Annotated in this window: 24 protein-coding genes and 1 pseudogene; 12 read left to right on the top strand and 13 right to left on the bottom strand. The window is 70.4% G+C overall.

The genetic code is table 11. The features are described 5' to 3' along the window. Positions 1–42: 42 nt before the first annotated feature. Complete coding sequence (gene urtA / locus AB0C19_RS06610) at positions 43–1,287, bottom strand: urea ABC transporter substrate-binding protein (RefSeq protein ID WP_357180457.1); 1,245 nt, start codon at positions 1,285–1,287, stop codon at positions 43–45. A gap of 419 nt (positions 1,288–1,706) precedes the next feature. After that, entirely contained in the window at positions 1,707–2,789 is a 1,083-nt protein-coding gene (locus AB0C19_RS06605; RefSeq protein ID WP_357180455.1) for a substrate-binding domain-containing protein, read from the bottom strand. Positions 2,790–2,885: 96 nt separating this feature from the next. Here AB0C19_RS06605 and AB0C19_RS06600 point away from each other — a divergent pair, with 96 nt between their 5' ends. After that, positions 2,886–3,389 (top strand): MarR family winged helix-turn-helix transcriptional regulator, encoded by a 504-nt coding sequence (locus tag AB0C19_RS06600; RefSeq protein ID WP_357180451.1) that lies wholly within the window; start codon positions 2,886–2,888, stop codon positions 3,387–3,389. Positions 3,390–3,803: 414 nt separating this feature from the next. On the opposite strand, the gene AB0C19_RS06595 is transcribed toward AB0C19_RS06600, so the two are convergent. From AB0C19_RS06595 to AB0C19_RS06570, 6 genes are read right to left on the bottom strand one after another with little or no spacing between them, the layout of a single operon-like run. Further along, a complete protein-coding gene (locus AB0C19_RS06595; RefSeq protein ID WP_357180448.1) occupies positions 3,804–4,520 on the bottom strand; it encodes an urease accessory protein UreD in 717 nt (238 codons plus the stop codon). Then, positions 4,520–5,320: an urease accessory protein UreG gene (gene ureG / locus AB0C19_RS06590; protein ID WP_357180445.1), complete on the bottom strand. Its 801-nt coding sequence runs from the start codon at positions 5,318–5,320 to the stop codon at positions 4,520–4,522. The genes AB0C19_RS06595 and ureG overlap by 1 nt, the downstream gene beginning before the upstream one ends. Then, positions 5,310–6,017, bottom strand: coding sequence for an urease accessory UreF family protein (locus AB0C19_RS06585; protein WP_357180442.1), 708 nt, complete (start codon positions 6,015–6,017; stop codon positions 5,310–5,312). The genes ureG and AB0C19_RS06585 overlap by 11 nt, the downstream gene beginning before the upstream one ends. Next, complete coding sequence (locus AB0C19_RS06580; protein ID WP_357180438.1) at positions 6,017–7,720, bottom strand: urease subunit alpha; 1,704 nt, start codon at positions 7,718–7,720, stop codon at positions 6,017–6,019. The genes AB0C19_RS06585 and AB0C19_RS06580 overlap by 1 nt, the downstream gene beginning before the upstream one ends. After that, positions 7,717–8,064 (bottom strand): urease subunit beta, encoded by a 348-nt coding sequence (locus AB0C19_RS06575; RefSeq protein ID WP_308193602.1) that lies wholly within the window; start codon positions 8,062–8,064, stop codon positions 7,717–7,719. The genes AB0C19_RS06580 and AB0C19_RS06575 overlap by 4 nt, the downstream gene beginning before the upstream one ends. Then, the gene (locus tag AB0C19_RS06570; RefSeq protein ID WP_357180434.1) at positions 8,061–8,363 is read right to left on the bottom strand and encodes an urease subunit gamma; all 303 of its coding nucleotides are present in this window, start codon (positions 8,361–8,363) and stop codon (positions 8,061–8,063) included. The genes AB0C19_RS06575 and AB0C19_RS06570 overlap by 4 nt, the downstream gene beginning before the upstream one ends. Before the next feature lie 322 nt (positions 8,364–8,685). On the opposite strand from AB0C19_RS06570, the gene AB0C19_RS06565 reads away from it, so the two are divergent. The 3 genes from AB0C19_RS06565 to AB0C19_RS06555 all read left to right on the top strand — a co-directional run bounded on the left by AB0C19_RS06565 (position 8,686) and on the right by AB0C19_RS06555 (position 10,585). Beyond that, the gene (locus AB0C19_RS06565; RefSeq protein ID WP_357180432.1) at positions 8,686–9,081 is read left to right on the top strand and encodes a hypothetical protein; all 396 of its coding nucleotides are present in this window, start codon (positions 8,686–8,688) and stop codon (positions 9,079–9,081) included. 94 nt (positions 9,082–9,175) lie between these two features. Next, positions 9,176–9,838, top strand: a complete 663-nt coding sequence (locus AB0C19_RS06560; protein ID WP_357180429.1) for a GAD-like domain-containing protein — start codon at positions 9,176–9,178, stop codon at positions 9,836–9,838. Between the two features lie 402 nt (positions 9,839–10,240). Continuing rightward, complete coding sequence (locus AB0C19_RS06555; RefSeq protein WP_357180427.1) at positions 10,241–10,585, top strand: hypothetical protein; 345 nt, start codon at positions 10,241–10,243, stop codon at positions 10,583–10,585. A gap of 14 nt (positions 10,586–10,599) precedes the next feature. Here the strand turns inward: AB0C19_RS06555 and AB0C19_RS06550 are convergent. Continuing rightward, a pseudogene (locus AB0C19_RS06550) lies at positions 10,600–11,299 on the bottom strand (LLM class flavin-dependent oxidoreductase). A gap of 179 nt (positions 11,300–11,478) precedes the next feature. On the opposite strand from AB0C19_RS06550, the gene AB0C19_RS06545 reads away from it, so the two are divergent. From AB0C19_RS06545 to AB0C19_RS06520, 6 genes are read left to right on the top strand one after another with little or no spacing between them, the layout of a single operon-like run. Then, positions 11,479–12,456, top strand: coding sequence for an aliphatic sulfonate ABC transporter substrate-binding protein (locus tag AB0C19_RS06545; protein ID WP_357180425.1), 978 nt, complete (start codon positions 11,479–11,481; stop codon positions 12,454–12,456). Next, positions 12,453–13,286 carry an ABC transporter permease gene (locus AB0C19_RS06540; protein WP_357180422.1) on the top strand — a complete coding sequence of 278 codons (834 nt, stop codon included), beginning with the start codon at positions 12,453–12,455 and terminating at the stop codon, positions 13,284–13,286. Before AB0C19_RS06545 ends, AB0C19_RS06540 begins: the two co-directional genes overlap by 4 nt. Beyond that, positions 13,259–13,990, top strand: a complete 732-nt coding sequence (locus AB0C19_RS06535; protein WP_357180419.1) for an ABC transporter ATP-binding protein — start codon at positions 13,259–13,261, stop codon at positions 13,988–13,990. The genes AB0C19_RS06540 and AB0C19_RS06535 overlap by 28 nt, the downstream gene beginning before the upstream one ends. Before the next feature lie 14 nt (positions 13,991–14,004). After that, the gene (locus AB0C19_RS06530) at positions 14,005–15,411 is read left to right on the top strand and encodes a selenium-binding family protein (RefSeq protein WP_357180416.1); all 1,407 of its coding nucleotides are present in this window, start codon (positions 14,005–14,007) and stop codon (positions 15,409–15,411) included. Further along, positions 15,408–16,037, top strand: coding sequence for a hypothetical protein (locus AB0C19_RS06525; RefSeq protein WP_357180413.1), 630 nt, complete (start codon positions 15,408–15,410; stop codon positions 16,035–16,037). Before AB0C19_RS06530 ends, AB0C19_RS06525 begins: the two co-directional genes overlap by 4 nt. Positions 16,038–16,079: 42 nt before the next feature. Next, the gene (locus AB0C19_RS06520; RefSeq protein WP_357180409.1) at positions 16,080–17,096 is read left to right on the top strand and encodes a methyltransferase; all 1,017 of its coding nucleotides are present in this window, start codon (positions 16,080–16,082) and stop codon (positions 17,094–17,096) included. A gap of 89 nt (positions 17,097–17,185) precedes the next feature. On the opposite strand, the gene AB0C19_RS06515 is transcribed toward AB0C19_RS06520, so the two are convergent. Beyond that, the gene (locus AB0C19_RS06515; RefSeq protein WP_357180406.1) at positions 17,186–18,037 is read right to left on the bottom strand and encodes an alpha/beta hydrolase; all 852 of its coding nucleotides are present in this window, start codon (positions 18,035–18,037) and stop codon (positions 17,186–17,188) included. Between the two features lie 140 nt (positions 18,038–18,177). Here AB0C19_RS06515 and AB0C19_RS06510 point away from each other — a divergent pair, with 140 nt between their 5' ends. Then, complete coding sequence (locus tag AB0C19_RS06510; protein WP_357180404.1) at positions 18,178–19,044, top strand: metallophosphoesterase; 867 nt, start codon at positions 18,178–18,180, stop codon at positions 19,042–19,044. 5 nt (positions 19,045–19,049) lie between these two features. Here AB0C19_RS06510 and AB0C19_RS06505 read toward each other — a convergent pair whose 3' ends face one another. Further along, the gene (locus AB0C19_RS06505; protein WP_357180402.1) at positions 19,050–20,246 is read right to left on the bottom strand and encodes an epoxide hydrolase family protein; all 1,197 of its coding nucleotides are present in this window, start codon (positions 20,244–20,246) and stop codon (positions 19,050–19,052) included. 491 nt (positions 20,247–20,737) lie between these two features. Here AB0C19_RS06505 and AB0C19_RS06500 point away from each other — a divergent pair, with 491 nt between their 5' ends. Then, positions 20,738–21,178: a hypothetical protein gene (locus tag AB0C19_RS06500; RefSeq protein WP_357180398.1), complete on the top strand. Its 441-nt coding sequence runs from the start codon at positions 20,738–20,740 to the stop codon at positions 21,176–21,178. A gap of 128 nt (positions 21,179–21,306) precedes the next feature. Here AB0C19_RS06500 and AB0C19_RS06495 read toward each other — a convergent pair whose 3' ends face one another. After that, complete coding sequence (locus AB0C19_RS06495) at positions 21,307–23,694, bottom strand: discoidin domain-containing protein (RefSeq protein WP_357180395.1); 2,388 nt, start codon at positions 23,692–23,694, stop codon at positions 21,307–21,309. 124 nt (positions 23,695–23,818) lie between these two features. Then, the gene (locus tag AB0C19_RS06490; protein ID WP_357180392.1) at positions 23,819–24,871 is read right to left on the bottom strand and encodes a GDP-mannose 4,6-dehydratase; all 1,053 of its coding nucleotides are present in this window, start codon (positions 24,869–24,871) and stop codon (positions 23,819–23,821) included. Positions 24,872–25,070: the final 199 nt, after the last annotated feature.

Below are 25,070 nucleotides of genomic sequence, written 5' to 3'. Positions count from 1 at the left end.
GGGCGGAGCGCGCGGCAACGCGTTCCGCCCGGGCCGGCGTCGTCAGCTCAGGCCGCTCGCCCACGGGTAGGTCTTGAGGTACGGGTCCGGCGCGACCGGCTTGCCGGAGTTCCACACCTCGGTGATCAGGCCGTCCGCGCCGATCTTGCCGATCCGGGCGGTCTTGGCGATGTGCTGGGTCTTGCCGTCGACGGTGACCAGGCCCTCCGGCGCGTCGAAGGTGATTCCGTCCGAGGCGGAGCGGACCTTCTCCACGTCGAAGGCGCCGGCCTTCTCGACCATCGCCTTCCACAGGTGCACGCCGACGTACGCGGCCTCCATCGGATCGCTGGTCGGCTTGTCCGCGCCGTACTTCGCCTTGTACGCGGCCACGAACTTCGAGTTCGCCGCGCCTGGGGTGGTCTGGTAGTAGTTCCAGGCCGTCAACTGACCCTCCAGGTACTGGGTGCCGATGCCCTTCACCTCTTCCTCGGCGATCGACACCGACACCACAGGCATCGCGGCGGCGCTCAGGCCCGCGGACTTGTACTCCTTGAAGAAGGCCACGTTGCTGTCACCGTTGAGCGTGTTGAACACCGCGTCCGCGCCGGACGATTTGACCTTGTTGACGATGGTGCCGAACTCGGTGGAGCCCAGCGGCGCGTAATCCTCACCGAGCACCGTCATCCCGTTCGCGGCCGCGTACGCCTTGATGATTTTGTTGGCGGTCCGCGGAAAGACGTAGTCGCTACCGACCAGATAGACCGACTTCGCGCCCTGCGACTTCAGGTAGTCCAGCCCGGGAACGATCTGCTGGTTGGTCGTCGCTCCGGTGTAGAAGATGTAGGGCGACTGCTCAAGTCCCTCGTACTGCACCGGGTAGAACAGCAGCGCCTTGTTCTTCTCGAACACCGGCTTGACCGCCTTGCGGCTGGCCGACGTCCAACAGCCGAAGACGGCGGCCACCCGGTCCTCGGAGATGAGCTTCTCGGCCTTCTCCGCGAAGGTGGGCCAGTCCGAGGCGCCGTCCTCACCAACCGGCTGGATCTTCTTGCCGAGGACACCGCCGGCCGCGTTGATCTCATCGACGGCGAGCATGATGGAGTCGCGGACGGTGACCTCGCTGATCGCCATGGTCCCGGAGAGCGAGTTGAGCAGGCCCACCTTGACGGTGTCGCCGGAGACGTCGGCGGTGACGCCGGTCGCGCCGCCCTCGTCGGTGGTCTTGCTGCCGCACGCGGTCAACGCGGCCGCGGCGACCAGGGTCATGGCACCCGCCAGGATGCGGCGGCCCCGGAATAATGACATCTACTCTCCCTGCGGTGCACTCAAGTGGCGAAAGGACGGTCGGTGCGGTCCGATGGAGCTGACGTGGGCGATGCCAAGGTCGACGGGTGGACGCCGCGCAGGGCACCGGATCGGATATGGGCACCGAAAGCGTCGACCGGCATGATTGCGCGGGTGTTTCCCAGTCCTTAATTGACTGTTTCCGACGGGACCGTCGAGGCGCGCACGAAAAGCGGCCGACACCGTTGGGGAGGAAACGGTGTCGGCCGTTCGGAAAACGCATGATAAGTGCCACCACAATGGTCGACGGACGAATCCGCCGACGGTGGGCACGCAATGGTGAGATCTGACCCGTGGCCAGATACTTCACGCAGGAAGCATCTTAGGACGGCGTCGGGTGGCGCTGTCAAGGGTCGGGTGTGCCGACTACCATGCCCGGTTCAGAGCTGGGCGAGCACCGTGAAGTCGAGCCCGTCGGCCTCGGCCAGGTAGATGCGCTGCCGGACGTGCCGCTGACGCAGCCGCAACCGCCCACGCGGCCCGTGGTAGGCGACCGTTTCGGCGGCCGTCTCGATGGCCCGTACGTCGAGGGTGCGGGCCTGGCCGATCAGCGCGGCGAGCAGCATGACGCCCTCGTAGCAGGACTCCCCCAGGCTGCCCAGCGGCGGCGCCTCCACCCCGAAACGCCGCGCGAACTCGCCGTGGAAGTCGAGATTCTCCTGTGTGACCAGCCCGGCGAAGAAGCCCGCGGTGCTGTACAGCCTCCGGGTCGCGCCGGCGCCGCTGGCCAACAGCATGTTCTCGTCCATCAGGGTGCTCAGCCGCAGGCAGCGCTGATCCAGGCCGGATCGGGCGAACGCGCGGTTGAAGCGGACCGCGTCGGCACCGACCAGCAGCATCAGCACCGCGTCCGCGTCACTGTGCTCGATGCGGCGCAACACCTCGGTGAAGTCGTGCGCGTCCAACGGCAGGAAGTGCCGCCCCACCACCTGCCCGCCGCCGCGCAGCGCGTACCGCTGGGCCGCCCGCGACGTACGACGCGGCCACACGTAGTCGTTGCCGACCACGAACCAGCGGCGCACACCCTGCTCCCCGGCGAGTAGCCGCATCGCGGGCCACAGTTGGGCATCCGGCGTCTCGCTGGTCAGGAAGACCCCTTCGGTACGTTCGCCGCCCTCGTAGAGTGCGGTGTAGACGTACGGCACCCGGTGCGCGACGCGGGGCGCCAACGCCTGGCGCACCGAGGAGATGTGCCACCCCGTCACCCCCTGCACGGCTCCCACCGACACCAACGCCTCGACCTCGGCGGCCACCTCGGCCGGCGGCGCGCCACCGTCGACCGGCACCAGCCGGACCTCCCGGCCCAGCACGCCACCGCACCGATTGATCTCTTCGACCGCGAGCTGCGCGCAGAGCTCACAGGTGGGGCCGAACATGCCGGCCGGCCCGCGCATCGGATAGACCAGCGCGATGCTGACCACGGCACGGTCGACGGTCAGCCACGGCGGTGCCGGCGCGGACATGAGCACATGATTGCCCGGCCCACCACGGAAGACCAGCGCTCACCACTGACCGGGACGACTCGCTACCATGACAGGGCCACCGGACCAGGGAGTTTCATGTCTAACGTGCCCGGGGCGCCAGCCGACCTGCTGCGCTCGCTCACCCGCGCCGAACGGCTGCTCTCCCGCCGGCTGGGCGCCGTTCTGGCCGACGACGCGATCAGCATCGAGGCATGGCGAGTGCTCTGCCTGCTCGCCGACGGCCAGGGTCACCCGATGAGCGAGGTGTCCGCCGAGGCGTCGCTGCCGCCGGGCACCCTCACCAAGCTGGTCGACCAACTCGTCGACCGCAACCTCGTCTTCCGCCGGATCGATCCGATCGACCGCCGCCGGATTCGGGCGTACCTGACCGTTCGGGGCCGCCGTGAGCACGCCCGCCTGGACGAGCGGGTCCGAGCCAGCATCGCCGAACTGGGCATCACGGAGATGGGCGTCGCGGAGACCAGCGGGCCGGGCACGCCCCCGGCCGCCAACCTCGTACGCCAGCTCGACGACCTGATCGACCGCCTCGACCCGGCCCGGCAACGAGTGCACGCCGACGCGGCCGGCCCACACCGCTGACCCCTTCCCCGCTCCCCGCTCCCCGCTCCGGGCTCCGCGCTTCCGGGCTCCGGGCGTTCGCGCTTCCGGGCTCTGGGCGTTCGGGCTCGCGGTTCGTTCGGCACGGCCGTGAGCGCGGCCCGACCTCCCACCCCACACGGCAGGAAGCGTGATGTCTGTGAGTCATCGTGATGACTCACAGACATCACGCTCTCTGGAGTGTCCGCCGGCCGGCACCGTCGTGCTCTGCACCAACCTGGCCTCGGGAACGGTCTCGGCGGTCTTGGCTGATCCCCGCTCGGCCGCCGCGGGCACACGGGCCATGGCGGCGTCGCGCAGGGCCAAGACGGCATCGCGCGGGGCCAAGACGGATCGCGCCAAGACCGCCAGGACCGGCAGGACCGGCAGGACCGGCACTCGGCCCGGTAGCGGCTCCTAGACCGTTAGGTGGGTCCGCAGGGTGTGCGCGTCGGGAGCGGTGGCCGTCCACAGTGTGGCCGGGCCGCCGGCCAATGGCAGCCGGGCGACGCTGCCCTCGGCCGTTGGCGGTTCGGCGGGTCGCGAGGGGTCGACCACCAGCAGCGAACCGGTGGCCGGGGCGCCGCCGAGCACCGCCGGGCCGGCCCAGCCCGGCGCGTGCGGTCCCACCGCGAGGGACTGGCGCAGCAGTGGCCGATCCGCGTAGTCGACCTGGGTGTGCACGACGGCGCCGCCGGGGGCCTCGCCGTGCCGGCCGCAGATCAGCTCGTCGCGCCACCGCAGGCTCGCGCCGGCGGCCAGCTCGATCCGGGACTCGGCGAGGTGCGCGCAGCCGGCCGCCGCGACCAACTGTTCCGGAAGCCAGTGCAGCGTGGCGCCGGCGTGCACCACCGCCCGAACCGCCATCCGGGAGACGGCACCCGCGCGACCCGGTAGGGCGATCGACGCGGCGACGCTGTGCACCCGGACGGCCGCGCCCGGCCCGACCTCGATCTCCAGGCGCAGATCGTCCCCGGCGAGCGGCCCGGCCGCCCCGCCGACGAGGTGCACAGTGGCGACACCACCGTCGGTCGGAGTCTGGCGCAGCAGCAACGGCGTTTCGCCGTGCAGCTTGACAAGGGCCGTACCGCCCCGGCCGTCGGCTCGGGCGACCAGTCGAGCGAGCGCTCGCATCAGGCCGGGCCGACCGGCACGGCCAGTGGATGCAGGGCGGCGTGGTGGGCCAACTCGTGGCGGATCCAGTCCGCTACGGACGTTGCCGTGGGGTCTCCCACGATGGACAGGAAGAGGGTCGGGAGGTCGCCGCGCCGGGCCCGCGCGTCACGATCCATGACGGTGAGGTCGGCACCCACCATCGGCGCCAGGTCGGTCTTATTGATCACGAGAAGGTCGGCGGCGGTTACCCCCGGCCCACCCTTGCGGGGCACTTTGTCCCCGCCCGCCACGTCGACCACGAAGATCTGCCGGTCGACCAGCCCCCGGCTGAAGGTCGCGGTCAGGTTGTCCCCACCGCTCTCCACCAGGACGAGGTCCAACTGGCCGACCGCCTCGGCCAGTTCGTCGACGGCGTCCAGGTTGGCGCCGATGTCGTCACGGATCGCCGTGTGCGGGCAGCAACCGGTCTCCACCGCGCGAATCCGGGCCGGGTCCAGCACGCCGGCCCGCCGGAGGAAGTCGGCATCCTCGGTCGTGTAGATGTCGTTTGTCACCACGCCGAGCCGCAACTCGTCGGCGAAGGCACGGCAGAGCGCGGCCACCAGGGCCGTCTTGCCGGAGCCGACCGGGCCGCCGATGCCCACCCGCAGTGCACGGCCGGCACGCGCCAACGGCGGATGAGGGTCCACCCCCGGCTCCGGATGGGTGTGCGGAACGGTCTCGTCGTGGGGCGGCGTGGCCGGCGGTGGCGTGGCCGGCGGTGGCGTGATCGGTTCGACGGCGGGCACAGCGCTCGGCACAACAGTGTCAGGACGCAAAGAGACGCACCTCCCAGGTGGCATGGATTTCGGCATGGATGTCGGCGAGTGGAGCTGCTGCGGCCGGCAGCCGCTCCGGTGGATCATCGGCGGCCCGTGCCGCGTCGGCGGCCGTGCCGTCGCAGGCGTCGGCCAGGCCGACCAGCAGGGCCTGGACCTGGTACGGGTCGAGGCCGAGCAGGCGTACGCCGGCGCTGGCCGCCCCGGTCAGCGTCCCGTACGCGGCGATCGTGGCGGTCTCGGCGCGGGACAACCCGGCCGCGGCGCAGAGCAGCCCGAGCACCAACGGTTGGTGTGCGCCACCGGGCGTCGCGGGCAGGTCGGCGAACGGGGCATCCGACCAGATGGCCCGGCCGGCGCGCAGCAGCGCCCGACCCTGTCGGCGCGAGACCGCCCGTAACGCCGGGGCGGCGGTACGCGCGTCCAGCTCCGCGTCGAGCCGAGCCAGCGCCCCCGACCGGGCCACAGACTCAGCCGGGTCGGCGGTCTCGGCCACCGCCGCCCGGTGTGCGGCCGCCGCGAACGCCGCGCCGACCAGACCGGCGGTGGCCAGCCGGCCGGCCAGGAACGCCTCCAACGAGGCCAGGTCGGTGACCCGGCCGGCGGCGACGGCCGCCTCCAGACCACCGGAGTGCGCGTGCGCACCGGCCGGGAAGCGTCCGTCGGCCAACAACAACAGCAGACTCGGCGTCGCCATCAGAACAGGAAGTACCGCTGGGCCATCGGCAGCCGGGTCACCGGGTCCGGCTCCACCACCTGCCCATCGATCCGCACTGTGAAGGTGTCCGGGTCCACCTCGATGCGCGGCATCGCGTTGTTCTCCGGCAGGTCGGCCTTGCCCCGCGACCGTACGTCGCTCACCGGCACCACCCGGCGACGCACATCCAGGCGGAGCCCGGCGTCCAGGGCCGCCGGGGCCACGAAGGCCAGGCTGGTGGCGGCAGCCGCCGCGCCGTACGCCCCGAACATCGGCCTCGGCAGCATCGGCTGCGGTGTCGGGATCGAGGCGTTGGCGTCGCCCATCTGGGCGTACGCGATCATGCCGCCCTTGAGTACCAGGTGCGGCCGGACGCCGAAGAACGCCGGATCCCAGAGCACCAGGTCGGCGAGCTTGCCCGGTTCGACCGACCCGATCTCCCGTTCCAGGCCGTTGGCCATCGCGGCGCAGATGGTGTACTTCGCCACGTACCGTCGGGCCCGGTGGTTGTCGGCAGGCCCGTCACCCGGCAGGGCGCCGACCCGGTCCTTCATCACGTGGGCGCTCTGCCAGGTCCGCATGATCACCTCGCCGACCCGGCCCATCGCCTGCGCGTCGGAGCCGATGATCGAGATGGCGCCGAGGTCGTGCAGCAGGTCTTCAGCGGCCATCGTGGACGGTCGGATCCGGCTTTCGGCGAAGGCCAGGTCCTCCGGCACTGACGGGTTGAGGTGGTGGCAGACCATCAACATGTCCAGGTGCTCGGCCAGGGTGTTCGCGGTGTAAGGCCGGGTCGGGTTGGTCGACGACGGCAGCACGTTCGGCTCGCTGGCCACTGTGATGATGTCTGGTGCGTGCCCGCCGCCGGCTCCCTCGGTGTGGTACGAGTGGATCGCCCGTCCACCGATGGCCTGCAGGGTGTCGGCCACGAACCCGGCCTCGTTGAGCGTGTCGGTGTGGATCGACACCTGGACACCGGACGCGTCCGCCACCCGCAGGCAGGCGTCGATGGCCGCCGGTGTGGTGCCCCAGTCCTCGTGCAGCTTGAAACCGCCCGCACCGGCCCGCAACTGTTCCCACAGCGCCTCGCTGGAGACGGTGTTGCCCTTGCCGAGCAACAGCACGTTGACCGGCATCGTGTCCAGCGCCTCGTGCATCCGGGCCAGGTGCCAGGCGTTCGGGGTGACGGTTGTCGCGCGGGTCCCCTCGGCCGGCCCGGTCCCACCGCCGACCATCGTGGTGATGCCACTGGCCAGCGCCTCGGTGACGATCTGCGGGCAGATGAAGTGCACGTGGGTGTCGACAGCGCCGGCGGTGAGGATCCGCCCGTTGCCCGCGATCACCTCGGTCGACGGGCCGATGACCAGGTCGGGATGGACACCGGGCATGGTGTCCGGGTTGCCGGCCCGGCCGAGCGCCACTATGCGCCCGTCGCGCAGCCCCACGTCGGCCTTGACCACTCCCCAGTGGTCGAGCACCACCGCGCCGGTGATGACGGTGTCCAGGGCCCCCTCGGCGCGGGTGGCACGGGACTGCCCCATCGACTCGCGGATCACCTTCCCGCCGCCGAAGACCGCCTCGTCGCCGCCCACGCAGTGGTCGGTCTCCACCTCGATGAGCAGGTTGGTGTCGGCCAGTCGGATCCGGTCGCCGGTCGTCGGCCCGTACAGGTCGATGTAACGGTCCCGCCGCACGGCGCTCACCGCGGCGACCCGTCGGCCGTGACCGCGTGCGGTGACGGGTCCAACGGCCCGGCGCACTCTGCGCGCAGGCCCGGCACGACGCGTGCGCCGCCGAGTGGCACGAGGTCGACGCTGCGGTTGATGCCCGGCTCGAACCGGACGGAGGTGCCGGCCGGAACGGCGAGCCGCTGCCCCCAGGCCGCGCCCCGATCGAACGACAGCGCCGGGTTGGCTTCGGCGAAGTGGTAGTGCGAGCCGACCTGCACCGGGCGGTCGGCCGTGTTGACCACGAGCAGTGTGGTCACCGGACGACCCACGTTGATCTCGACCGGATCTGCCGCCGGCAGGATCTCCCCGGGGATCACGGGATCGGGTGGTGCACCGTCACCAGCTTGGTGCCGTCCGGGAACGTTGCCTCCACCTGCACCTCCCTCAGCAGTTCGGGGATGCCGTCCTGGACGTCGTCGCGGCCGAGCACCGCCCGGCCGGCCGACATCAGGTCGACCACCGACCGCCCGTCGCGGGCCCCCTCGAGGAGGAACGCGGTGAGCACCGCGACGGCTTCGGGGTAGTTGAGGCGGAGGCCGCGTTCGCGGCGGGCGCGGGCGACATCGGCCGCGACGTGGACGAGCAGGCGGTCCTGCTCGTGCGGGCTGAGGAACACGGGGCTCTCCCGGTGGGTCGGCGTGCCCCGGCTCGCCGTCGGCTCCACGCGGAGCCGCGCCGGGCATCAGCGCCCGGGGACGAGCTGGGAGTCACACGACCGCCGGGTCACCGCCGACGGGGCGACCCGGGACTCCACCATCCCGGCCCGCACGACGGGCATCCGGCGGTGTCGGGTCGGATGCGGACCGCACCGCCCACCGCTGAGCAGACCGTAGAGGATCGCCGCCGGCCGAGGCAACAGTCCAATGGGGATCGCGCCGGTCGGCGGCTGAAGGCCGGTCCGTGTTCCCGTAGCGCGGCAGGCAAGGGATGATCGCCGGATGACGGCGACGAGGAGTACCCGCGCACTGCTCGGTGTTCTGTTCCTGGCGGCGGCCACGGTCGGGGCGTGGATCCTCTGGCTGGGCTGGGACACCCGGTACACGGTCGACGCGCAGACCGGCGCGAGCAGCGGCCCGTACGAGCCGTGGCAGGTGATCGGCTGTGTGTTGACGCTCGTGCTGCTGGCCGCGCTCGCCGGGACGCGGCTCAGCCCGTGGCTGGTGGCGCCGGTGATGACTGTGGCGTTCACGGCGGTCTGGTCGTGGCGGGCCGCCGGGACCGACGACAGCGGGCTGTGGGTGGTCGGCGGGATTCTGGTGCTGGTCGGGATGGCGGCCGGCAGCACCGTGGTGAGCCTCGCGGGGCGGCGGGTCGGCCGGCGGTTCGCCGGCTGACCCGCCGCGGTCCTGTGGGTGTACCTTGGCGAGTTGCCAGATGCGGCCCGGCTAGCTTGGCGGCAGATTAGCGGCACGAGGGGCAGGCAGGCCGATGGTCGATGACGTAGCGGAATTGGCTGGTATTTGGGGACCTTCAACCTGTTCCGCTCCGGTCCACGCTGATCGCCTGGCTCAGTTCGAAGGTGTCGTGCCTGATCTACTGCTGGCGTGTTGGCGTACGTACGGATTCGCCGGCTTCGGTAACGGATCGTTCTGGTTGTGTGATCCCGAGGTGTGGCAGCCGGCGGTCGACGCGTGGACCAACGGCCTTGCCCTACCGGAAGAAGAACGATGGATTGCCGTGAGCCGCAGCGCGTTCGGCGATGTACAGGTGTGGGGGCAGCAGACAGGCTCACGGTTGACGATCACCGCGCAGTACGGGTGGGTGGTCCACACGGATCGGGCGGGCCGCGCGATGTCGGACGATCGCCGCGACGACCGGCTCTACGCGCTGTTGATGTCCCAGGATCGCCGCAGCGTCGACCTTCACGGCGCCGACAGGAAGCCGTTGTTCGATCGGGTACTCGCACTGCGTGGTCCGGTAGGCCCCGACACCATCTATGGCTTTGTCCCGGCCCTGGGTCTCGGCGGGGCGCTGCGCCCCGACCAGGCCGAGATCTTCGACGGACCCGTTCATCTGGAGCTGCTCGCCGAGCTCTCCGAGCGCCGCGTCGTGGACAAGGAAGACCTCCTGCACATGTGGATCGGTCAGTGACCGGCCCAGGCGCCGCCAGCAGCCGGACGGCAGCTGGGCACCACCGAGCACGGCTGCGCCTTCGCGTGTGCCCGTCAACCAGCCGACCAGGCCGGCGTTGATGGCGTGGCGGCCGGTGCGGGCTACCGACACGGGCCTGAAGGGACGTGCCGCGCGCCTCCTGACCAGCGACCCGACCGACGATGCCGGATGGCCTGCCGACCTGCCGGCAGGTGTGACGGACGTGGTCATCGTCGAGGACACGCCCAGCCCTACAGCCACTCTGACGGTGCAGACCAGCGGGGACGCCGCGCCGACGAGTACGCGGGTCAGGTTTGACCAGCTCGCGGTGCGCGATGCGGTCGTAGAAGGGTCAGTGCGGTGTCAATGGGTGTAGTTCAGGTCACGGTCGTCGGACTGGCTGTGCTTCTGCGACTGACGACGTTCGGCTGGTATGCCATCATCGCGACCGTCGTGAGCGCTTTCTCGCTCGGCATCGTGCCCGCGATCGTGCTAGGGCCGCTGATCTACGCCGGATTCTCCGCGCCACCGTCTGCGTGGCCCCTTCTCATCGCGGCCGACGTTCTGCTCCTGGTGTCTGCGTTGACCTTCGAGGACGGTGGCGACAACGAGGGCACCACTCCGCTGGAGGTGCTCACCGGCCGTCGTGGACTGTCCGGCCGAGCCACGGACAGCGCGTTCCGGGTCTGCGGCAGCGCCTACCTACTGACCCTGCCGGCACTGGTGGCTTGGACAATCGCCGGTTAGCCGGTGACAGCCGGTCAGCGGGATCCGACGGGCTGCGGCGCTGGCGCGCCGGCGAACGGGACGTCGACGTGGTCGCCGGCCCCGGGCTGACCGTCGGGGTGCCGCCACAGCCCTCGGTCGCGCAGGATCGGCAGCACTCCCTCACCGAACCAGTACGCCTCCTCCAGGTGCGGATAGCCGGAGAGGATGAACTCGTCGATGCCGAGCGAGTGGTATTCCGCGATCCGGTCGGCGACCTCGGCGTGGCTGCCCACCAGCGCGGTGCCGGCCCCGCCGCGGACCAGCCCGACCCCGCCCACAGGTTGGGGGCGATCTCCAGGCCGTCGCGGGAGCCACCGTGCAGGTCGAGCATGCGGCGCTGCCCCTCGGACTCGCTGCGGCGCAGACCCTCCTGCACGGCCCGGATGTCGGCCTCGGAGACCCCGTCGAGTAGACGCTGGGCCTGCGACCAGGCCTGCTCGGTGGTGTCGCGCGCGATGACGTGCAACCGGATGCCGAAGCGCAGCTCCCGCCCGGCGTCGGCGGCTTGGCCGGAAGGCGACCAGGAACTTGAGTCGTTCGGTCACCTCGGTGAGCATCGCGGTGCTGAGCCAAGCATCCTCGCACCAGGCGCCGGTCGGGGTGAGCGCACCGACGAAGCCGAGTTGCTCGGCCGCTGACGATGTCCCGGCTGTCGCCGTTTGTGGGCAGGAACCAGTGGAAGGTGAGGGTCATCGGGGCTCTTTCCTCCAGCGGGGGGTGGTCGGCGCGCGAGGCGAGGCGGGCACCTCCTGAGGGGTGGGACGATCCCGCCGACAGCCTACCCATAAAACCTATCGGGTTAGTAGGCTACTGCCGACGCCGACACCTGTCGATGCGCCGCCGCCCCCGTTCGCCCGACCCGAGGAGCCGCCATGCCCACCCCGTCGACGAGCCGTCCCCCGCATCGCCGCCTCATGACGGCCGTGCTCACCACAGTGGCCCTGCTCGCCACTGTCGCGGTGAGCGCGTGCGGCGGGTCCGCCGATGCGGGCGGCACCAAGAACAAGCTCCGGATCGGCTACCAGCGTTTCGGCGGACTGAGCCTGGTCAAGGCGCGCGGCGCCGCACCGGATGTGGAGTGGTCGCTGTTCGAGAGCGGCCCCGCGCTCACCGAGGCGCTCAAGGCCGGCTCCATCGACATCGGACAGGTCGGCGAGGCGCCGCCCGTCTTCGCCGCCGCCGGGAGGATCCCGTTCTCCGTCATCGGCACCTCGGCGCCGATTCCGCAGGGTGAGGCCGTGCTGGTCAAGGCCGACAGGGGCTACCGCAGCTTCGCCGACCTCAAGGGCAAGACGGTGGCACTCAACAAGGGGTCCAACGTGCACTGGCTGCTGGTGCGCCTGCTGGAGGCGCACAACATGACGTTGAAGGACATCCAGGTCAAGTACCTCAGGCCCGCCGAGGGGCGGCCCGCCTTCGACGGCGGCCAAATCGACGCCTGGGTGATCTGGGACCCGTACTTCGCCCTGGCCGAGCAGCCGGGGGTCCAGGTGCTCGCCGACGCGACCGGCCTGGCCAGCAACCGCGAGTACGTCCTGGCCACGCCCCGGGCGCTCGACAAGCGGACGGACGACATCCGCGCGTTCCTCCAGCGCTACCGCGAGGTGACCGACTGGGGTATCGCCAACCCCGAGGAGCGAGCCAGCACCCTCGCGCCGGAGCTGAAGATCCCGCAGGACGTCACCAGCCGCGCCCTGGCCCGCAGCGCCAGGCCCCTCGCCCCGGTCACCCCGGCCATCGGCGACGAACTGCAGGCGATCACCGACAGCTTCATCGCCCTGGAACTCATCCCGGGGCCGGTCGACCTCCGATCCCGGGTCGACGGCCGGTTCAACGAGGTGTTCCAGTGAGTCGTACCAGCCTCGTCGAGGTGCCCGACGAGGTCGTGGCGGCGGTGCCTGTCGTACCCCGTCGTCAGCGGCCGGCCCGACGCTGGCGGCGGGTGGTGAGCCCGCTGGTGTTGGTCCTGGGGTGGGAATTGGCCGCACGGACCGGGCTGCTGGCGGCCGAGAAGCTGCCCGCGCCCAGCGACGTCCTGGCCACCGGCTGGCGGCTGAGCCGGGACGGGACGCTCGGCATCCACCTGCTGGACTCCCTCACCCGGGCCGGGGCGGGTCTGCTGATCGGCGGTCTCCTGGCCTTGGTCCTGGGCACCGTGGCCGGGCTGCTGCGGCTCGGTGACGACCTGGTCGACCCGCCGGTGCAGATGGCCCGGATGTTGCCGCACCTCGGGCTGGTCCCGTTGCTGATCATCTGGGTCGGCATCGGCGAATCACTCAAGATCAGCCTGGTGGCTCTGGGCGCGTTCTTCCCCATCTACTTCAACACCTACGCCGGCATCCGGGACATCGACGAACGGCTGGTGGAGGCGGCGCGTACCTGTGGTCTGGGGCAGGCCGCCCGACTGCGGCACGTGGTGCTGCCCGGCGCGCTGCCGTCCCTGTTCCTCGGCCTACGGCTGGCGATCGGGGCGGCCTGGCTCAGCCTGGTCGTCGGCGAACAGGTGAACGCCCAGACCGGGATCGGCTTTCTGATGATGGAGGCGCGGGAGTTCAGCCAGACCGACGTGGTGGTGCTCGGCCTGCTCGTCTACGCCCTACTCGGGCTGATATCCGATAGTGCGCTACGCGTCCTGGAGAGGAGGATGTTGACATGGCGTCGCGGACTGCGGGCCACCTGAACGGCACCGAGCCGGTGCTCACCGCCCACGCGGTGCGCCGAGCGTTCGGGCCGACGGTAGTGCTGGCCGGGGTCGACCTGACCATCGCCCGCGGTGAGGTGGTGGCCCTGCTGGGCGGCAGCGGTTCCGGCAAGAGCACGCTGCTGCGGATTCTCGCCGGGTTGGACGGCGAGGCCAGCGGGACGAGCGTCGTGCACGGCACCGCAGCCGTGGTCTTCCAGGAGCACCGGTTGCTGCCGTGGAAACGCGTGGCGGAGAACGTGGGGCTGGGCCTGTCCGGCGCGGACGGCCCGGGGCGGATCCGGCGGGCGCTGGCCGAGGTCGGTCTGGCCGAGCGGGATCGCGCCTGGCCGGCCGAGTTGTCCGGTGGGCAGGCACAGCGGGTGGCAGTGGCGCGGGCCCTGGTCCGCGAACCGGACCTGCTGCTGCTCGACGAGCCGTTCGGCGCCCTGGACGCGCTGACCCGACTGCGGATGCAGATCCTGCTGCGCCGGCTGCGCGCCGAGCACGGCTTCGCCGCCCTGCTGGTCACCCACGACGTGGAGGAGGCGCTGCTGCTCGCCGACCGGATCCTGCTCCTCGACGAGGGGCGCATCGCCGCGGAGTTGCCCGTCGACCTCGGCCCGACCCGTACGCCGGATGACCCGGCCTTCGGCGCGCTGCGCCGCCACCTGCTCGACCGACTCGGCGTTCCCACCACCTGACGAGCGGAGCTGTGATGACCCGCTGGACCCCCGACCCGACGTTCTACCCCTCGCCCCGCGAGGCAGTGACCGCACCGGTGGAGAAGCTCGCCTACGTGGCGGCCTTCGACCGGACGGCCACCCGTCCGGACGCCATAGTGGTGCTGGACACCGACCCCGACTCCCCCGACTACGGCCGGGTCGTCGGCTGGACCGACCTGCCGTACGTCGGTGACGAGCTGCACCACTTCGGCTGGAACGCGTGCAGCAGCGCGCTCTGCCCGACCGCCCCGCACCCGCACGTCGAGCGGCGCTACCTGATCGTGCCCGGCCTGCGGTCGTCGCGCATCCACGTGCTCGACACCCAGCCCGATCCGCGCCAGCCGCAGATCGTCAAGGTGATCGGGGCGGAGGAGTTGGCGAAGCGGGCCGGCTACTCGCGGCCGCACACAGTGCACTGCGGCCCGGACGGCATCTACCTCTCCGCTCTCGGCGGCGCGGACGGCGCGGAGGGCCCGGGTGGCATCGCCATCCTCGACCACACCACGTTCGAGGTCCGCGGGGCGTGGGAGGCCGACCGGGGGCCGCAGTTCCTGGCGTACGACGTGTGGTGGCACCTGACCCAGGACGTGCTGGTCACCAGCGAGTGGGGCACCCCGTCGATGATCGAGGACGGCATCATCGGTGAGTTGCTGCTGGGCCGACGCTACGGGCACGCCATCCACTTCTGGGACCTGGCGAAACGCCGGCACGTCCAACGGGTCGATCTGGGCGATCAGTACCAGATGCCGCTGGAGCTGCGCCCGGCGCACGATCCGACGAAGTCGTACGGGTTCGTCGGGGTGGTGATCAGCGTCGAGGACCTGTCCGCCTCGATCTGGCTGTGGCACCGCGACGGGGACGCCTGGGCGGTCACCAAGGTCATCGACATCCCGGCCGAGCCGGCCGATGCGGCGGACCTGCCCGACCTGCTCAAGCCGTTCGGGGCGGTGCCGCCGCTGGTGACCGACATCGACCTGTCGGTCGACGACAGGTTCCTCTACGTCTCCTGCTGGGGCACCGGTGAGCTGCGCCAGTACGACGTCAGCGATCCGCTGCACCCGGTGCAGACGGGCTCGGTGCACCTCGGCGGGATCGTCCGCCGGACCGCGCACCCGTCTGCGCCGGACGAGGCGTTGGCCGGTGGCCCGCAGATGGTGGAGGTCAGCCGGGACGGCCGGCGGGTCTACGTCAGCAATTCGCTCTACGGCGCGTGGGACGACCAGTTCTACCCCGACGGTGTCGGCGCCTGGCTGGCCAAGCTCGACGTCGACGTGGACGCCGGCGGGCTCACCCCGGATGAGCGGTTCTTTCCGCACGGGGACGAGTTCCGGGGCCTGCGGGTGCACCAGACCCGGTTGCAGGGCGGGGACGCCTCCTCCGACTCGTACTGCTATCCGTGACCGTCACGACAGTGGCGACGCTCGCCGCGCTCGGCGCGTTCCATGGTCTGAACCCGGCGATGGGTTGGTTGTTCGCTGTGGCCCGGGGCCTACAGGAGCGCAGTCGGTGGGCGTTGCTGCGCGCCCTGCCGCCGATCGCCGCGGGGCATCTCGCCTCGGTGGCCATCGTCGCCGCGCTGGTCGCCGCGACCCGCTCGGTGACGGCGAGCAGCGCCCTCGCGGTGGTCGGTGGTGTGGTGCTGGTGGCCTTCGGGCTGTGGCGGCTGCTCTCCGAGCGGCACTTCCGCTGGGCGGGAATGCGGCTGTCGGCGGCGCAGCTCGCCGCCTGGTCGTTCCTGATGTCGTCGGCGCACGGCGCGGGGTTGATGCTGTTGCCGGTGCTGGTGGTCGAGCCGGTGCCCGGGGGTCACTCCGGGCACCTGGCCGCCGCGCCGGTGGGTGCGCTGTCCGGCCTCGCGGCGGCCGGGGTGCACACGGTGGCCATGCTCGGCGTCGCCCTGGCGGTGGCGCTGCTGGTCTACCAGGTGTTCGGGGTCGGTGTGCTGCGTCGGGCCTGGTTCAACGTGGACCGACTCTGGGCCGGGGTGCTGGTTGCCGCGGGGTTGGTGACGCTGATCCGGGCGTGACCATCCATCGTGGAAACGTGTGATGTGTGATCTCATGTCGGGGTGATCACCCCGACTCCCCTCATGCGTCTGGTGGCCGGTGTGTGGGGGTTCAAGACCCTCGCGGCCGGCGTTGAACTCGGTCTGTTCACTCGGCTCGCCGGCGGGCGGACGATGACCGTCGAGCAGGCCGCCGCCGAGTTCGGGCTACCCGACCGGCCCGCGGACCTGCTGCTGGCCGCCAGTGCGTCACTCGGCCTGTTGGAGAAGGCCGGCGACGGTTACCGCAACTCCGAGTTGGCCGAGCAGTTCCTGGTCGAGGGTCGCCCGTACTACTTCGGGGCGCAGGTCCGCTACTCGGACCTGCGCACCTACCTGCCCTGGCATCGCATCGGCGAGGCCCTGCGCACGGATCGACCGCTGACCTGGGACCCGGAGTCCCAACAGTCGATGTTCGACACCGAGGACCCGCAGATGCTGGCGCAGTTCTGGGACGCGATGTTCTCCACGTCCAGCTTCACCGCCAGCGCGCTGGCCGACGCGTACGACTTCTCCGCGCACCGGCGGTTGCTCGACGTGGGCGGCGGGGCAGGCGCGTTCCCGATCGAGTTCTGCCGACGCCTGCCCGAGCTGCGGGCGACCGTCCTGGACCTGCCGCACGTCTGCGTGCGGGCCCGGGAGCGGATCGCGGAGGCCGGCCTGACCGGGCGGATCGACGCGGTGGCCGGTGATTTCCTCGCCGACCCGGCGCTGCCGGACGGGCACGACGTCATCCTGCTCAGCATGATCCTGCACGACTGGGACGAGCCGACCAACCGGGCGTTGCTGGCCCGGTGCCATGAGGCGTTGCCGCCCGGCGGGGCGATCGTCGTCTGCGAACTGCTGCTCAACGACGACCGCACCGGGCCGCCGGAGGCGGCCCTGATGGGGATGAACATGCTTGTCGAGACCGAGGGCGGCCGGAACTACTCGGGTGCCGAGTACGCGGCCTGGCTCACCGACGCCGGCTTCGTCGACGTGCGTATCGTGCCGTTCGACGCGCCGGGCGCCAACGGCGCGGTGGTGGCCCGCCGGGCCTGACCGACGACGACACCCGGCCCCGGTGCGAACCGTGGGCCGGGTGTCGCGGCGCCTCACGGCGCGGGCGTCCGATCGGCTACCGGTACGGGTCAGGCGCGAGCCTTGGCGGGCTGCTTCATGAAGTCCAGGACCGCCTTGTTGACCTCGTCGGCGTGGGTCCACGGGATACCGTGCGGCGCGCCCTTGAGCGTGATGAGCGTGCCGGTCGGCATCATCGGCCCGAGCCGCTGACCGGTCACCGGATACGGCAGCACCCGGTCCTGGTCACCCTGCACGATCAACACCGGAATGTTGATCTTCGGCAGGTCCTGGCGGAAGTCTTCCTGCCAGGCGTCCACACTGTCGTGGGTGGCCTTGCCGGAGGCCATCGCGCCGATCTGCCAGTGCGCCCGGTACGCCTCTTCGCTGACCCGCTTGCCCATGTTCTGGTCCGGGTTGAAGAACGCGTCGCAGAAGGACGTCAGGTAGGCGAACCGGTCCTTGATGATGGCGTCCTGGAAGCCCTTGAACAGGCTCCGCTCGACGCCCTCCGGATTGTCGCTCGCCTTGGCCAGCATCGGTTGCAGCGGGCTGAGCACGACGGCCCGGCTCACTCGCTGGGAGCCGTAGTTGCCCAGGTAGCGAATGACCTCGCCGGTGCCCATCGAGTGACCGATCAGGGTCACCTCGTTGAGGTCCAGCTCGGTCATCAACACGTCCAGGTCCGCCGCGAACGTGTTGTAGTCGTACCCGAACGCCGGTTGGGCGGAGTTACCGTAACCGCGGCGATCGTAGGTGATCGTCCGGTATCCGGCGTTCTGCAGCGCCCGAGTCTCCTTCTCCCAGGTCGCGCCATTGAACGGGAAGCCGTGGATCAGCACCACCGGCTTACCGGAACCGTGATCCTCGTAGTACAGGTCGATGGGCGCGGAGTTTTCCGTACCCACGGTAATGAAAGGCATGTTTGTCTCCTGCTCCGGTTTCGGGCTGTCGGACCCCCCGCGCTTTCCCGTCGGGTCGCCGGATATGCGACCGTCAGATCGGCCCGAACGGCAGGCCGCAGAGGTTCCGTGACGCGCCCGTGCCGTCCTAACCTCGGGGGGTGAAACTTCCGCCCCGGCTGCGGGCCGTCAGCGACCTGCACGTCGGGCACCCGCAGAACCGCGCGTTCGTGCAGGATCTGCACCCGGACAACGACGGCGACTGGCTGCTCGTCGCCGGCGACGTCGCCGACCGGTTCGCCGACATCGAGTGGGCACTCGGGCTGCTGAGCAGTCGGTTCGCGCGGGTCGTCTGGGCGCCGGGCAACCACGAACTGTGGACACCACCACGGGACCCGGTCACGTTGCGCGGTGAGGAGCGCTACCGCGAGCTGGTCCGGATGTGCCGGCGGCTGGGGGTGCTCACCCCGGAGGACCCGTACCCGGTATGGGACGGCGACGGCGGCCCGGCCACCATCGCGCCGCTGTTCGTGCTCTACGACTACACGTTCCGGGTGCCCGAGGCACACACCCAGGAGGAGTCGCTGGCGCTGGCGTACGCGGCCGGTGTGGTGTGCACGGACGAGGCGCTGCTGCACCCCGACCCGTACCCGAGTCGGGAGGCGTGGTGCGCGGCCCGGATCACCGAGACCGAACGCCGGCTGGCCGAACGCGACAGGGCGCTGCCGACGGTGCTGGTCAACCACTACCCGCTGGTGCGCGAACCCACCGACGTCCTGCGGTACCCGCTGTTCGCCCAGTGGTGCGGCACCGTCCGCACCAGCGACTGGCACCTGCGCTTCGACGCGGCCACAGTGGTCTACGGGCATCTGCACATCCCCCGCACCACGTTCCACGACGGGGTGCGTTTCGAGGAGGTCTCCCTCGGCTATCCCCGCGAGTGGCAGCCCCGAGGGTCGGTGCCCGACCCGGTGCGCACCATCCACCCGGCCGACGACAGGCGTAGGCGCTCGTCCGTCAGCGGGTGAGGCCGTCAGGTGCTGCGCAGCGGCCGGAACGCGGCCCGCACCTCGGCGGAGAAGAGTTCCGGCTCCTCCCACGCCGCGAAGTGCCCGCCGCGGTCAGCCTCGTTGAAGTACGCGATGCCGGGGTAGACCGCCTCGGCCCAGCTACGCGGAGCGGGCCAGATCTCGCCGGGGAACGTGGTGAAGCCGACCGGAACCGTGACCGGCGGCGGAGCCTGACCGGCCGCCTGGGCCGCTGCCTGAAACCGCCCCTGCTCCCAGTACCACCGGGCGGACGAAGCACCGGTGCCCGTCAACCAGTACAGCGTGATGTTGTCGAGGATGCTGTCCCGGGTGAGACCGCCGGCCGGATCACCGTCGAGGAAAGCGCGGGAGATCTTGAAGTAGCTGTCCGTGTCGTGGTCGAGCATCCACGCCGCCATCCCGACGGGCGAGTCCAGCAGCGAATAGCCGATCGTCTGCGGCCGGGTGGACTGCTCCAGGAAATAGCCGAAACCGTCCATCGAGAACAGCTTGAGCGCGTCGAGCGCGGCGCGCTCCTGCTCGGAATTCGCCGGCAACGTGTCCTTGATGCCGACCGCCCCGGCGAGCAGGTTGACGTGGATGCCGAGCAGCCCCTCGGGTGCTTGACGCCCCATGGCGTCCGTGACGGCCGCGCCGACGTCGCCGCCCTGTGCGACGTAGCGCGAATACCCGAGGCGATCCATGAGTTTCGCCCACGCCTGCGCCATCCGCGCCGAATTCCAGCCAGGCTCGGTCGGCTCGCCGGAGAAGCCGTAGCCCGGCAACGACGGCAGCACCAGGTGGAACGCGTCCTCGGGCGTACCGCCGTGCGCTGTCGGGTCGGTCAGCGGGCCGACGGCCCCGAGTAGCTCGGCGACCGAGCCCGGCCAGCCATGCGTCATGATCAGCGGCAGGGCGTTCTCATGCTGTGACCGCACGTGGATGAAGTGGATCTCGACGCCGTCGATGTTCGTCGTGTACTGCGGCAGCGAGTTCAGCGTCGTCTCGCACGCACGCCAGTCGTAATCGGTCATCCAGTAGCGGGCCAACTCCTGGATCGTCGCCAGCTGCACCCCCTGGGAGCGGTCGGTGACCAACTCGCGGGTGGGCCAGCGGGTAGCCGCGATCCGGCGACGCAGGTCGGCGATCACGTCCTCCGGTGTGTCGAGCCGGAAGGGACGAATCTCGGTGTCGTTGGACATGTTCCCCACCTCGCCAGGTCGAGTCGGCCAGTACAGATGCACCGACAGTGCCGGCACTCGCCCAGTCTCACAGCGGGCCGGCGCCACCCGGGCCGAAACGCGAATCGCCGCCGCTCGTCCGTCAGCGGGTGAGGCCGACCACCGTGGCCAGTAGCGCCACACTGGCCGGCACCGGCTGCGCGCGGGCAACATCGGCGCTCCCCCTGCACAGCCGAAGGATGCCGGCGCCGATCTTGCAGTTTCGGTCGTCGAGATGCGTGGAATGCCGGCTACGTCGGGACAGAAAGTGCAAGATCGCGGAGAGGCCCTGTCGATCATGGAGTTGTGGTGCCGGTTTTGGCCTCCCACAGGGCATTTGACTCCCACCACAACTCCATGATCGACCAGGCAGTGCGGTGGATCGCCGGTTCGCTCGGCTCAGCAGGCATGGGCCACACCGGCTGGAGGCAACACAGTTGTGGCAACCCCGTCCTAGAAGATCGAATGTTGCGGTGAGCAGATTTGCCGAAGTCGTCGTCCTCGCTGCCGACGCCCATGAGGTGATGGCCCCACTAACTCGCGAGAACGACGGCACGCGTCCGTGGAACAACATCTTCGTGCCGATCGAGGGCCAGTGGCCAGGTACGTTTGGCCGTGGCTGGGCGGCCGAGTTCATTCAGCGACACCACTGGGCTGAACTGCTGGAGCACCTGCAAGCTCTTCCCTGGCCGCGTCCAGAGTCTCTGCAGGTGCTGATCCACGACGAAGAGGACGACTGCTTCGGCCTCTGGATGCTGTACGACGGCAAGCTTGTCGAGGTGCCTCTCCCTCGGACCGAGCGTTACATCGAACCAAGCTCGACGATCGGGATTCCGGCGAACGGTTATCTACACCGGACGGACAGCGGCCTGCGGATGCCCGAGCTGCCTACGGTGAACCGTCCGGCTCCGTAGCCATCAACGAGGCACGCCGGGGCCCGTAAGCAGCAGGCGCGGGATGACGTGGATCTGGCAAGGCGCGGCTTGCGTCCGCTCGACGCGTGGGGCGGCCGCCGCTCCCCCGGCGGCCGCCCACGCCTCGGTCAGCTGGTGTAGACCTCCAGCGTCGACAGTTGCCCCGCCGGCCAGCCGGTGTTGCCGGTGACGGTGATCCGCACGTAGCGCGCCTGCGCAGCGCTGAAGGTCAGCGTCACCTGGTTACCGGTAGCCGGGTTGAAGGTCCGCCCCGCCGATCCAAGAAGCGTCCCGAAGCTCGCCCCATCAGCGCTGCCCTGCACGGCGAGGGTCTGCGTCCGGCTGGCCCACGCCGACGACGGCGGCAGCTTCAGCACCACCCGCCCGACAGTGCGCGAGGAACCCAGATCCACCTGCACCCACTGCGGGAACGCGCTGTTGGCGCTCTCCCAGTAGCTGTTCGCGTCACCGTCCACCACGTTGCCCGACCCGTAACTCTGGACGTGGCTACTCTCCGACGTGGGTCGACCCCGGGCCAGGTCCGCGTTGGCCGCGGCGTCCGTGGTGACGGTGACCGCCGAGGACGCGCTGGAGGTGTTGCCGGCGGCGTCGCGGGCAACGACCGTGAAGGTGTACGCGGTGGACGGGCTGAGCCCGCTCACCGTCGCCGTGGTGCCCGTGACGGTGGCGACGACGGTGCCGCCCTGGCGTACCTGGTAGCCCGTCACGCCGGTGTCGTCGGTGGAGGCCGTCCACGCCAGGGACACGCTCGTCGACGTCTTGCCGGTGACGGTGAGGCCGCTCGGGGTGCTCGGCGGGTTGTCCGGGACGGTGGTGCCGGCGTACACCTCGACCTGGGCGAGTTGGGCGGCCTGCCAGCCGGTGTTGCCGCTGATGCTGAGGCGGACGTAGCGGGCCGTGGTGGTGGTCAGCGTGCGGGTGACGGTGTTGCCGGTGGCCGGGTCGAAGGTGAACGCGGAGGCCCCGGCGATGGTGGCGAAGGAGTTGCCGTCGACGCTGCCCTGCACGGTGATGGTCTGGGTGCGCGCGCCCCAGCCGGCGGGCAGCCGCACCACGAGCTTGTTGACCTGGTGGCTGGCGCCGAGGTCGACCTGCCACCAGTGCGGGAAGGAGCCGCCGCCGCTCTCCCAGTAGCTGCCGGCGTTCGAGTCCACGGCGTTCGACGCCGGGAACCCGCCGCCCTGGCTGCTCGCCGAGGTGGATCGGCCGGCGGCCAGGTTCCCGGTGGCCGGTGGTGGGGTGCCGACCATCGGCGGGGTGGGGCGTACGGCGGTGAGCGCGAGTTGCCCCTTGAGCATCCGGCCGCCGTCGGCGGTGATCCGCAGGTAGTAGTCGGAGGAGCAGGCGACGCCGTCCTCGTCGAGGGCCCGGATGTTCGCGCCGGCCGGGGTGGTGGCCTGGGTCTCGGACGTCTTGGCGATCTGGTTGCCCTCGTTGTACTCGTCGAACATGGACACATAGAGGCCCTGGGAGCCGAGCCGGACCATGTTGTAGATGTGCCGCCAGTAGAAGTCGCCGTGCTTGCGGTGGCCCCCGGCCAGGTCGCCGGGCATCACGCAGGGCAGGTAGTCGATGCCGCGCGCCGCGCAGTCGGCCATGTCGCCGACGTTGACGTTGTTGTAGTACGAGTCCAGCTCCTCCACGGTCCTGGCCCGGTAGACCATCCAGGGCGAGATCGCGTGGAACGCGTGGTAGACGTCGAGGAAGCCGGGGCGGGAGTCCTCGATGCCCTGCCGCCACCAGGTCGGTACGCCACCGATGACGTAGCAGCCCTGGGCCTTGAACCAGTTGATGACCTCCAGGCAGGGGCCCGGGGTGAAGGGTCGGCTGGGCTCGCTGAAGCCGAAGCCCCAGATGCAGACGACCGGCTTGCCGTTCTGTCGGGCGTACGCGGAGGACGCGGTGTACGCGGCCATCTTCGTCGTCCAGTCGGTCTTGATCTCCGATTGGAAGGTCAGCCAGTCGGTGACGTCGTACATGATGTAGAACTTGCGGTTGTGCCGCTCGGCGGCGGAGCGGACCTTCTGGGTCATCGCGTCGCGGGTGGGGCCCTCGTCGCCCATCGGGTTGAACCGTTGCAGCGCGGCGGTGTCGCAGCCGTTCTCCTGCATCCAGCGGAAGTGGGTGTCCACCGTCTGCTGGTCGTAGGAGGAGAAGAGGGTGGCCGGCTGGCCGTTGCCCAGGTTGGGGTAGGCGGTGGGATAGGTGCGGGTGTACTCGCGCATGTCCGGCCAGGACACGATCGTGGTGTTGGCGGGCGAGGGCGGCTGGAACCGGTCGCGGCCCCAGTGCCACCATCCGCCGATCGGCGCCCCGTCGCCGGGTGCGCTGAACCAGCCCTGGTAGCCGACCGTCACCTTGCCGACCACGTCCCCGGGAGGACTGGCGGCCTGCGCGGGGCTGGACATGCTGGTGAGCAGCTCGGTGGTGGAGGCGGTGGCGAGGGCGGACCCGGCCAGCACCGATGTGACGAACCTGCGGCGGGAGACCGCCATGACGACCACTCCTTCGGGACGGAAGGCATTGACGGCCATCGTGGCAGCAGTGGATGCCGACCCGCAAGAGTTAGACTGATCAATGAAAATCCCGATCAGATGACGGGAATTACGCGCTGAGCCCTCAGCCGCTGACGGCGCGCTCCAGCGCCCGCACCGGGGACAGGATCTGGCTGCCGGCCTGGCGGCGGCGGGCGTCGCGCACCGTCATCCGTACGCCCTCGGTGAAGCCGATCTTCGGGTACCACCCGAGCAGCTCGCGCGCCTTCCTGGTGTCCAGCGCCATGTTGCGCACCTCCCCCGGCCAGGGCAGCGGCTCGTAACGGGCCGCGTTGCCGACACCGGACGCCTCCCGGACGGTGTCGTACACCTCGTTGACGCTCGTCTGGCGGCCCGAGGCGATGTTGACCATACCCACCCCTGGGTGGTGACAGGCGACGGCGATCGCCTCGGCGACGTCGCTGACGTGGATGAAGTCCCGGGTCTGCGTGCCGTCGTCGTAGATCACCACCTGCCGGCCTCCGAGCAGCGCGTCGGCCATCAGGGACACCACGCCGCAGTCGCTGCCCTCCTGCCGGGGCCCGTAGACGTTGCCGAACACCATCGAGGTGTACGGCAGGCCGTGCTGACGCCCGTACCAGTCGAGGTAGTGCACGCCGGCGGCCTTGCTGACTCCGTACGGGCTCACCGGGGCGATCGGGTAGTCCTCGCGGACCGGCAGGTCGTGGGCGGGGACGCTGCCGAAGATGGCGCTGCTGGCCGCGTTGATCACCAGCCGTACGCCTCCGCGAGCGCAGGCGTCCAGCACGTTGACGGTGCCGAACACGTTCACGTCGGCGTCGTACAGGGGTGACCGGCGGGCCGCGGGAACGCTCGGCTGTGCGGCGAGGTGCACCACCACGTCCGGCTGCCACTGGTGGATGACCTCGACGCCCTCCGGCGTACGGATGTCACCCGAGACGACGTCGGCCTCGGTCAGTCCGCCGTACGCGGCGTCGGCCAGGTTCTCGATCCGGCCGGTGGAGAAGTTGTCGAGCACCCGGACCTGGCTGCCCATCAGCATCAGCCGGGCGACCACGTGGCTGCCGATGAAGCCGGCGCCTCCGGTCACCAGCACGCGCCCGGGAATCAGGTCCGTCGGCGGGTCGACACCGGCGGCAACAACTGGCTGGTCCATGTGGAACTCCTTGGAACGACGGGGTTGTCGGCCCTCAGCGGCAACCGGACGACCGGGCACGACCGTAACCCACCAAATACCCACCAAAGGGGCTTTTCGCACAACGGTCTGGGCTGATATGCGACGTTCAAAGCGAGACGTCCTGTTTTTACCTATCCGGGACTATTGGGGCATTTGTGACTAGTAACTTACTCCCGGG

The organism is Micromonospora sp. NPDC048842 (assembly GCF_040649935.1).
GTDB classification, from domain to species: domain Bacteria; phylum Actinomycetota; class Actinomycetes; order Mycobacteriales; family Micromonosporaceae; genus Micromonospora; species Micromonospora hortensis.
This window is presented reverse-complemented; position numbering and strand designations above follow the sequence as displayed.

What these genes read in the sequence shown, in the direction of transcription:
- urtA (WP_357180457.1), bottom strand. Translation starts at nt 1,287, where the DNA reads ATGTCATTATTCCGGGGCCGCCGCATCCTGGCGGGTGCCATGACCCTG.
- AB0C19_RS06605 (WP_357180455.1), bottom strand. Translation starts at nt 2,789, where the DNA reads ATGTCCGCGCCGGCACCGCCGTGGCTGACCGTCGACCGTGCCGTGGTC.
- AB0C19_RS06600 (WP_357180451.1), top strand. Translation starts at nt 2,886, where the DNA reads ATGTCTAACGTGCCCGGGGCGCCAGCCGACCTGCTGCGCTCGCTCACC.
- AB0C19_RS06595 (WP_357180448.1), bottom strand. Translation starts at nt 4,520, where the DNA reads ATGCGAGCGCTCGCTCGACTGGTCGCCCGAGCCGACGGCCGGGGCGGT.
- AB0C19_RS06585 (WP_357180442.1), bottom strand. Translation starts at nt 6,017, where the DNA reads ATGGCGACGCCGAGTCTGCTGTTGTTGTTGGCCGACGGACGCTTCCCG.
- AB0C19_RS06565 (WP_357180432.1), top strand. Translation starts at nt 8,686, where the DNA reads ATGACGGCGACGAGGAGTACCCGCGCACTGCTCGGTGTTCTGTTCCTG.
- AB0C19_RS06560 (WP_357180429.1), top strand. Translation starts at nt 9,176, where the DNA reads ATGGTCGATGACGTAGCGGAATTGGCTGGTATTTGGGGACCTTCAACC.
- AB0C19_RS06545 (WP_357180425.1), top strand. Translation starts at nt 11,479, where the DNA reads ATGCCCACCCCGTCGACGAGCCGTCCCCCGCATCGCCGCCTCATGACG.
- AB0C19_RS06535 (WP_357180419.1), top strand. Translation starts at nt 13,259, where the DNA reads ATGGCGTCGCGGACTGCGGGCCACCTGAACGGCACCGAGCCGGTGCTC.
- AB0C19_RS06530 (WP_357180416.1), top strand. Translation starts at nt 14,005, where the DNA reads ATGACCCGCTGGACCCCCGACCCGACGTTCTACCCCTCGCCCCGCGAG.
- AB0C19_RS06515 (WP_357180406.1), bottom strand. Translation starts at nt 18,037, where the DNA reads ATGCCTTTCATTACCGTGGGTACGGAAAACTCCGCGCCCATCGACCTG.
- AB0C19_RS06505 (WP_357180402.1), bottom strand. Translation starts at nt 20,246, where the DNA reads ATGTCCAACGACACCGAGATTCGTCCCTTCCGGCTCGACACACCGGAG.
- AB0C19_RS06495 (WP_357180395.1), bottom strand. Translation starts at nt 23,694, where the DNA reads ATGGCGGTCTCCCGCCGCAGGTTCGTCACATCGGTGCTGGCCGGGTCC.
- AB0C19_RS06490 (WP_357180392.1), bottom strand. Translation starts at nt 24,871, where the DNA reads ATGGACCAGCCAGTTGTTGCCGCCGGTGTCGACCCGCCGACGGACCTG.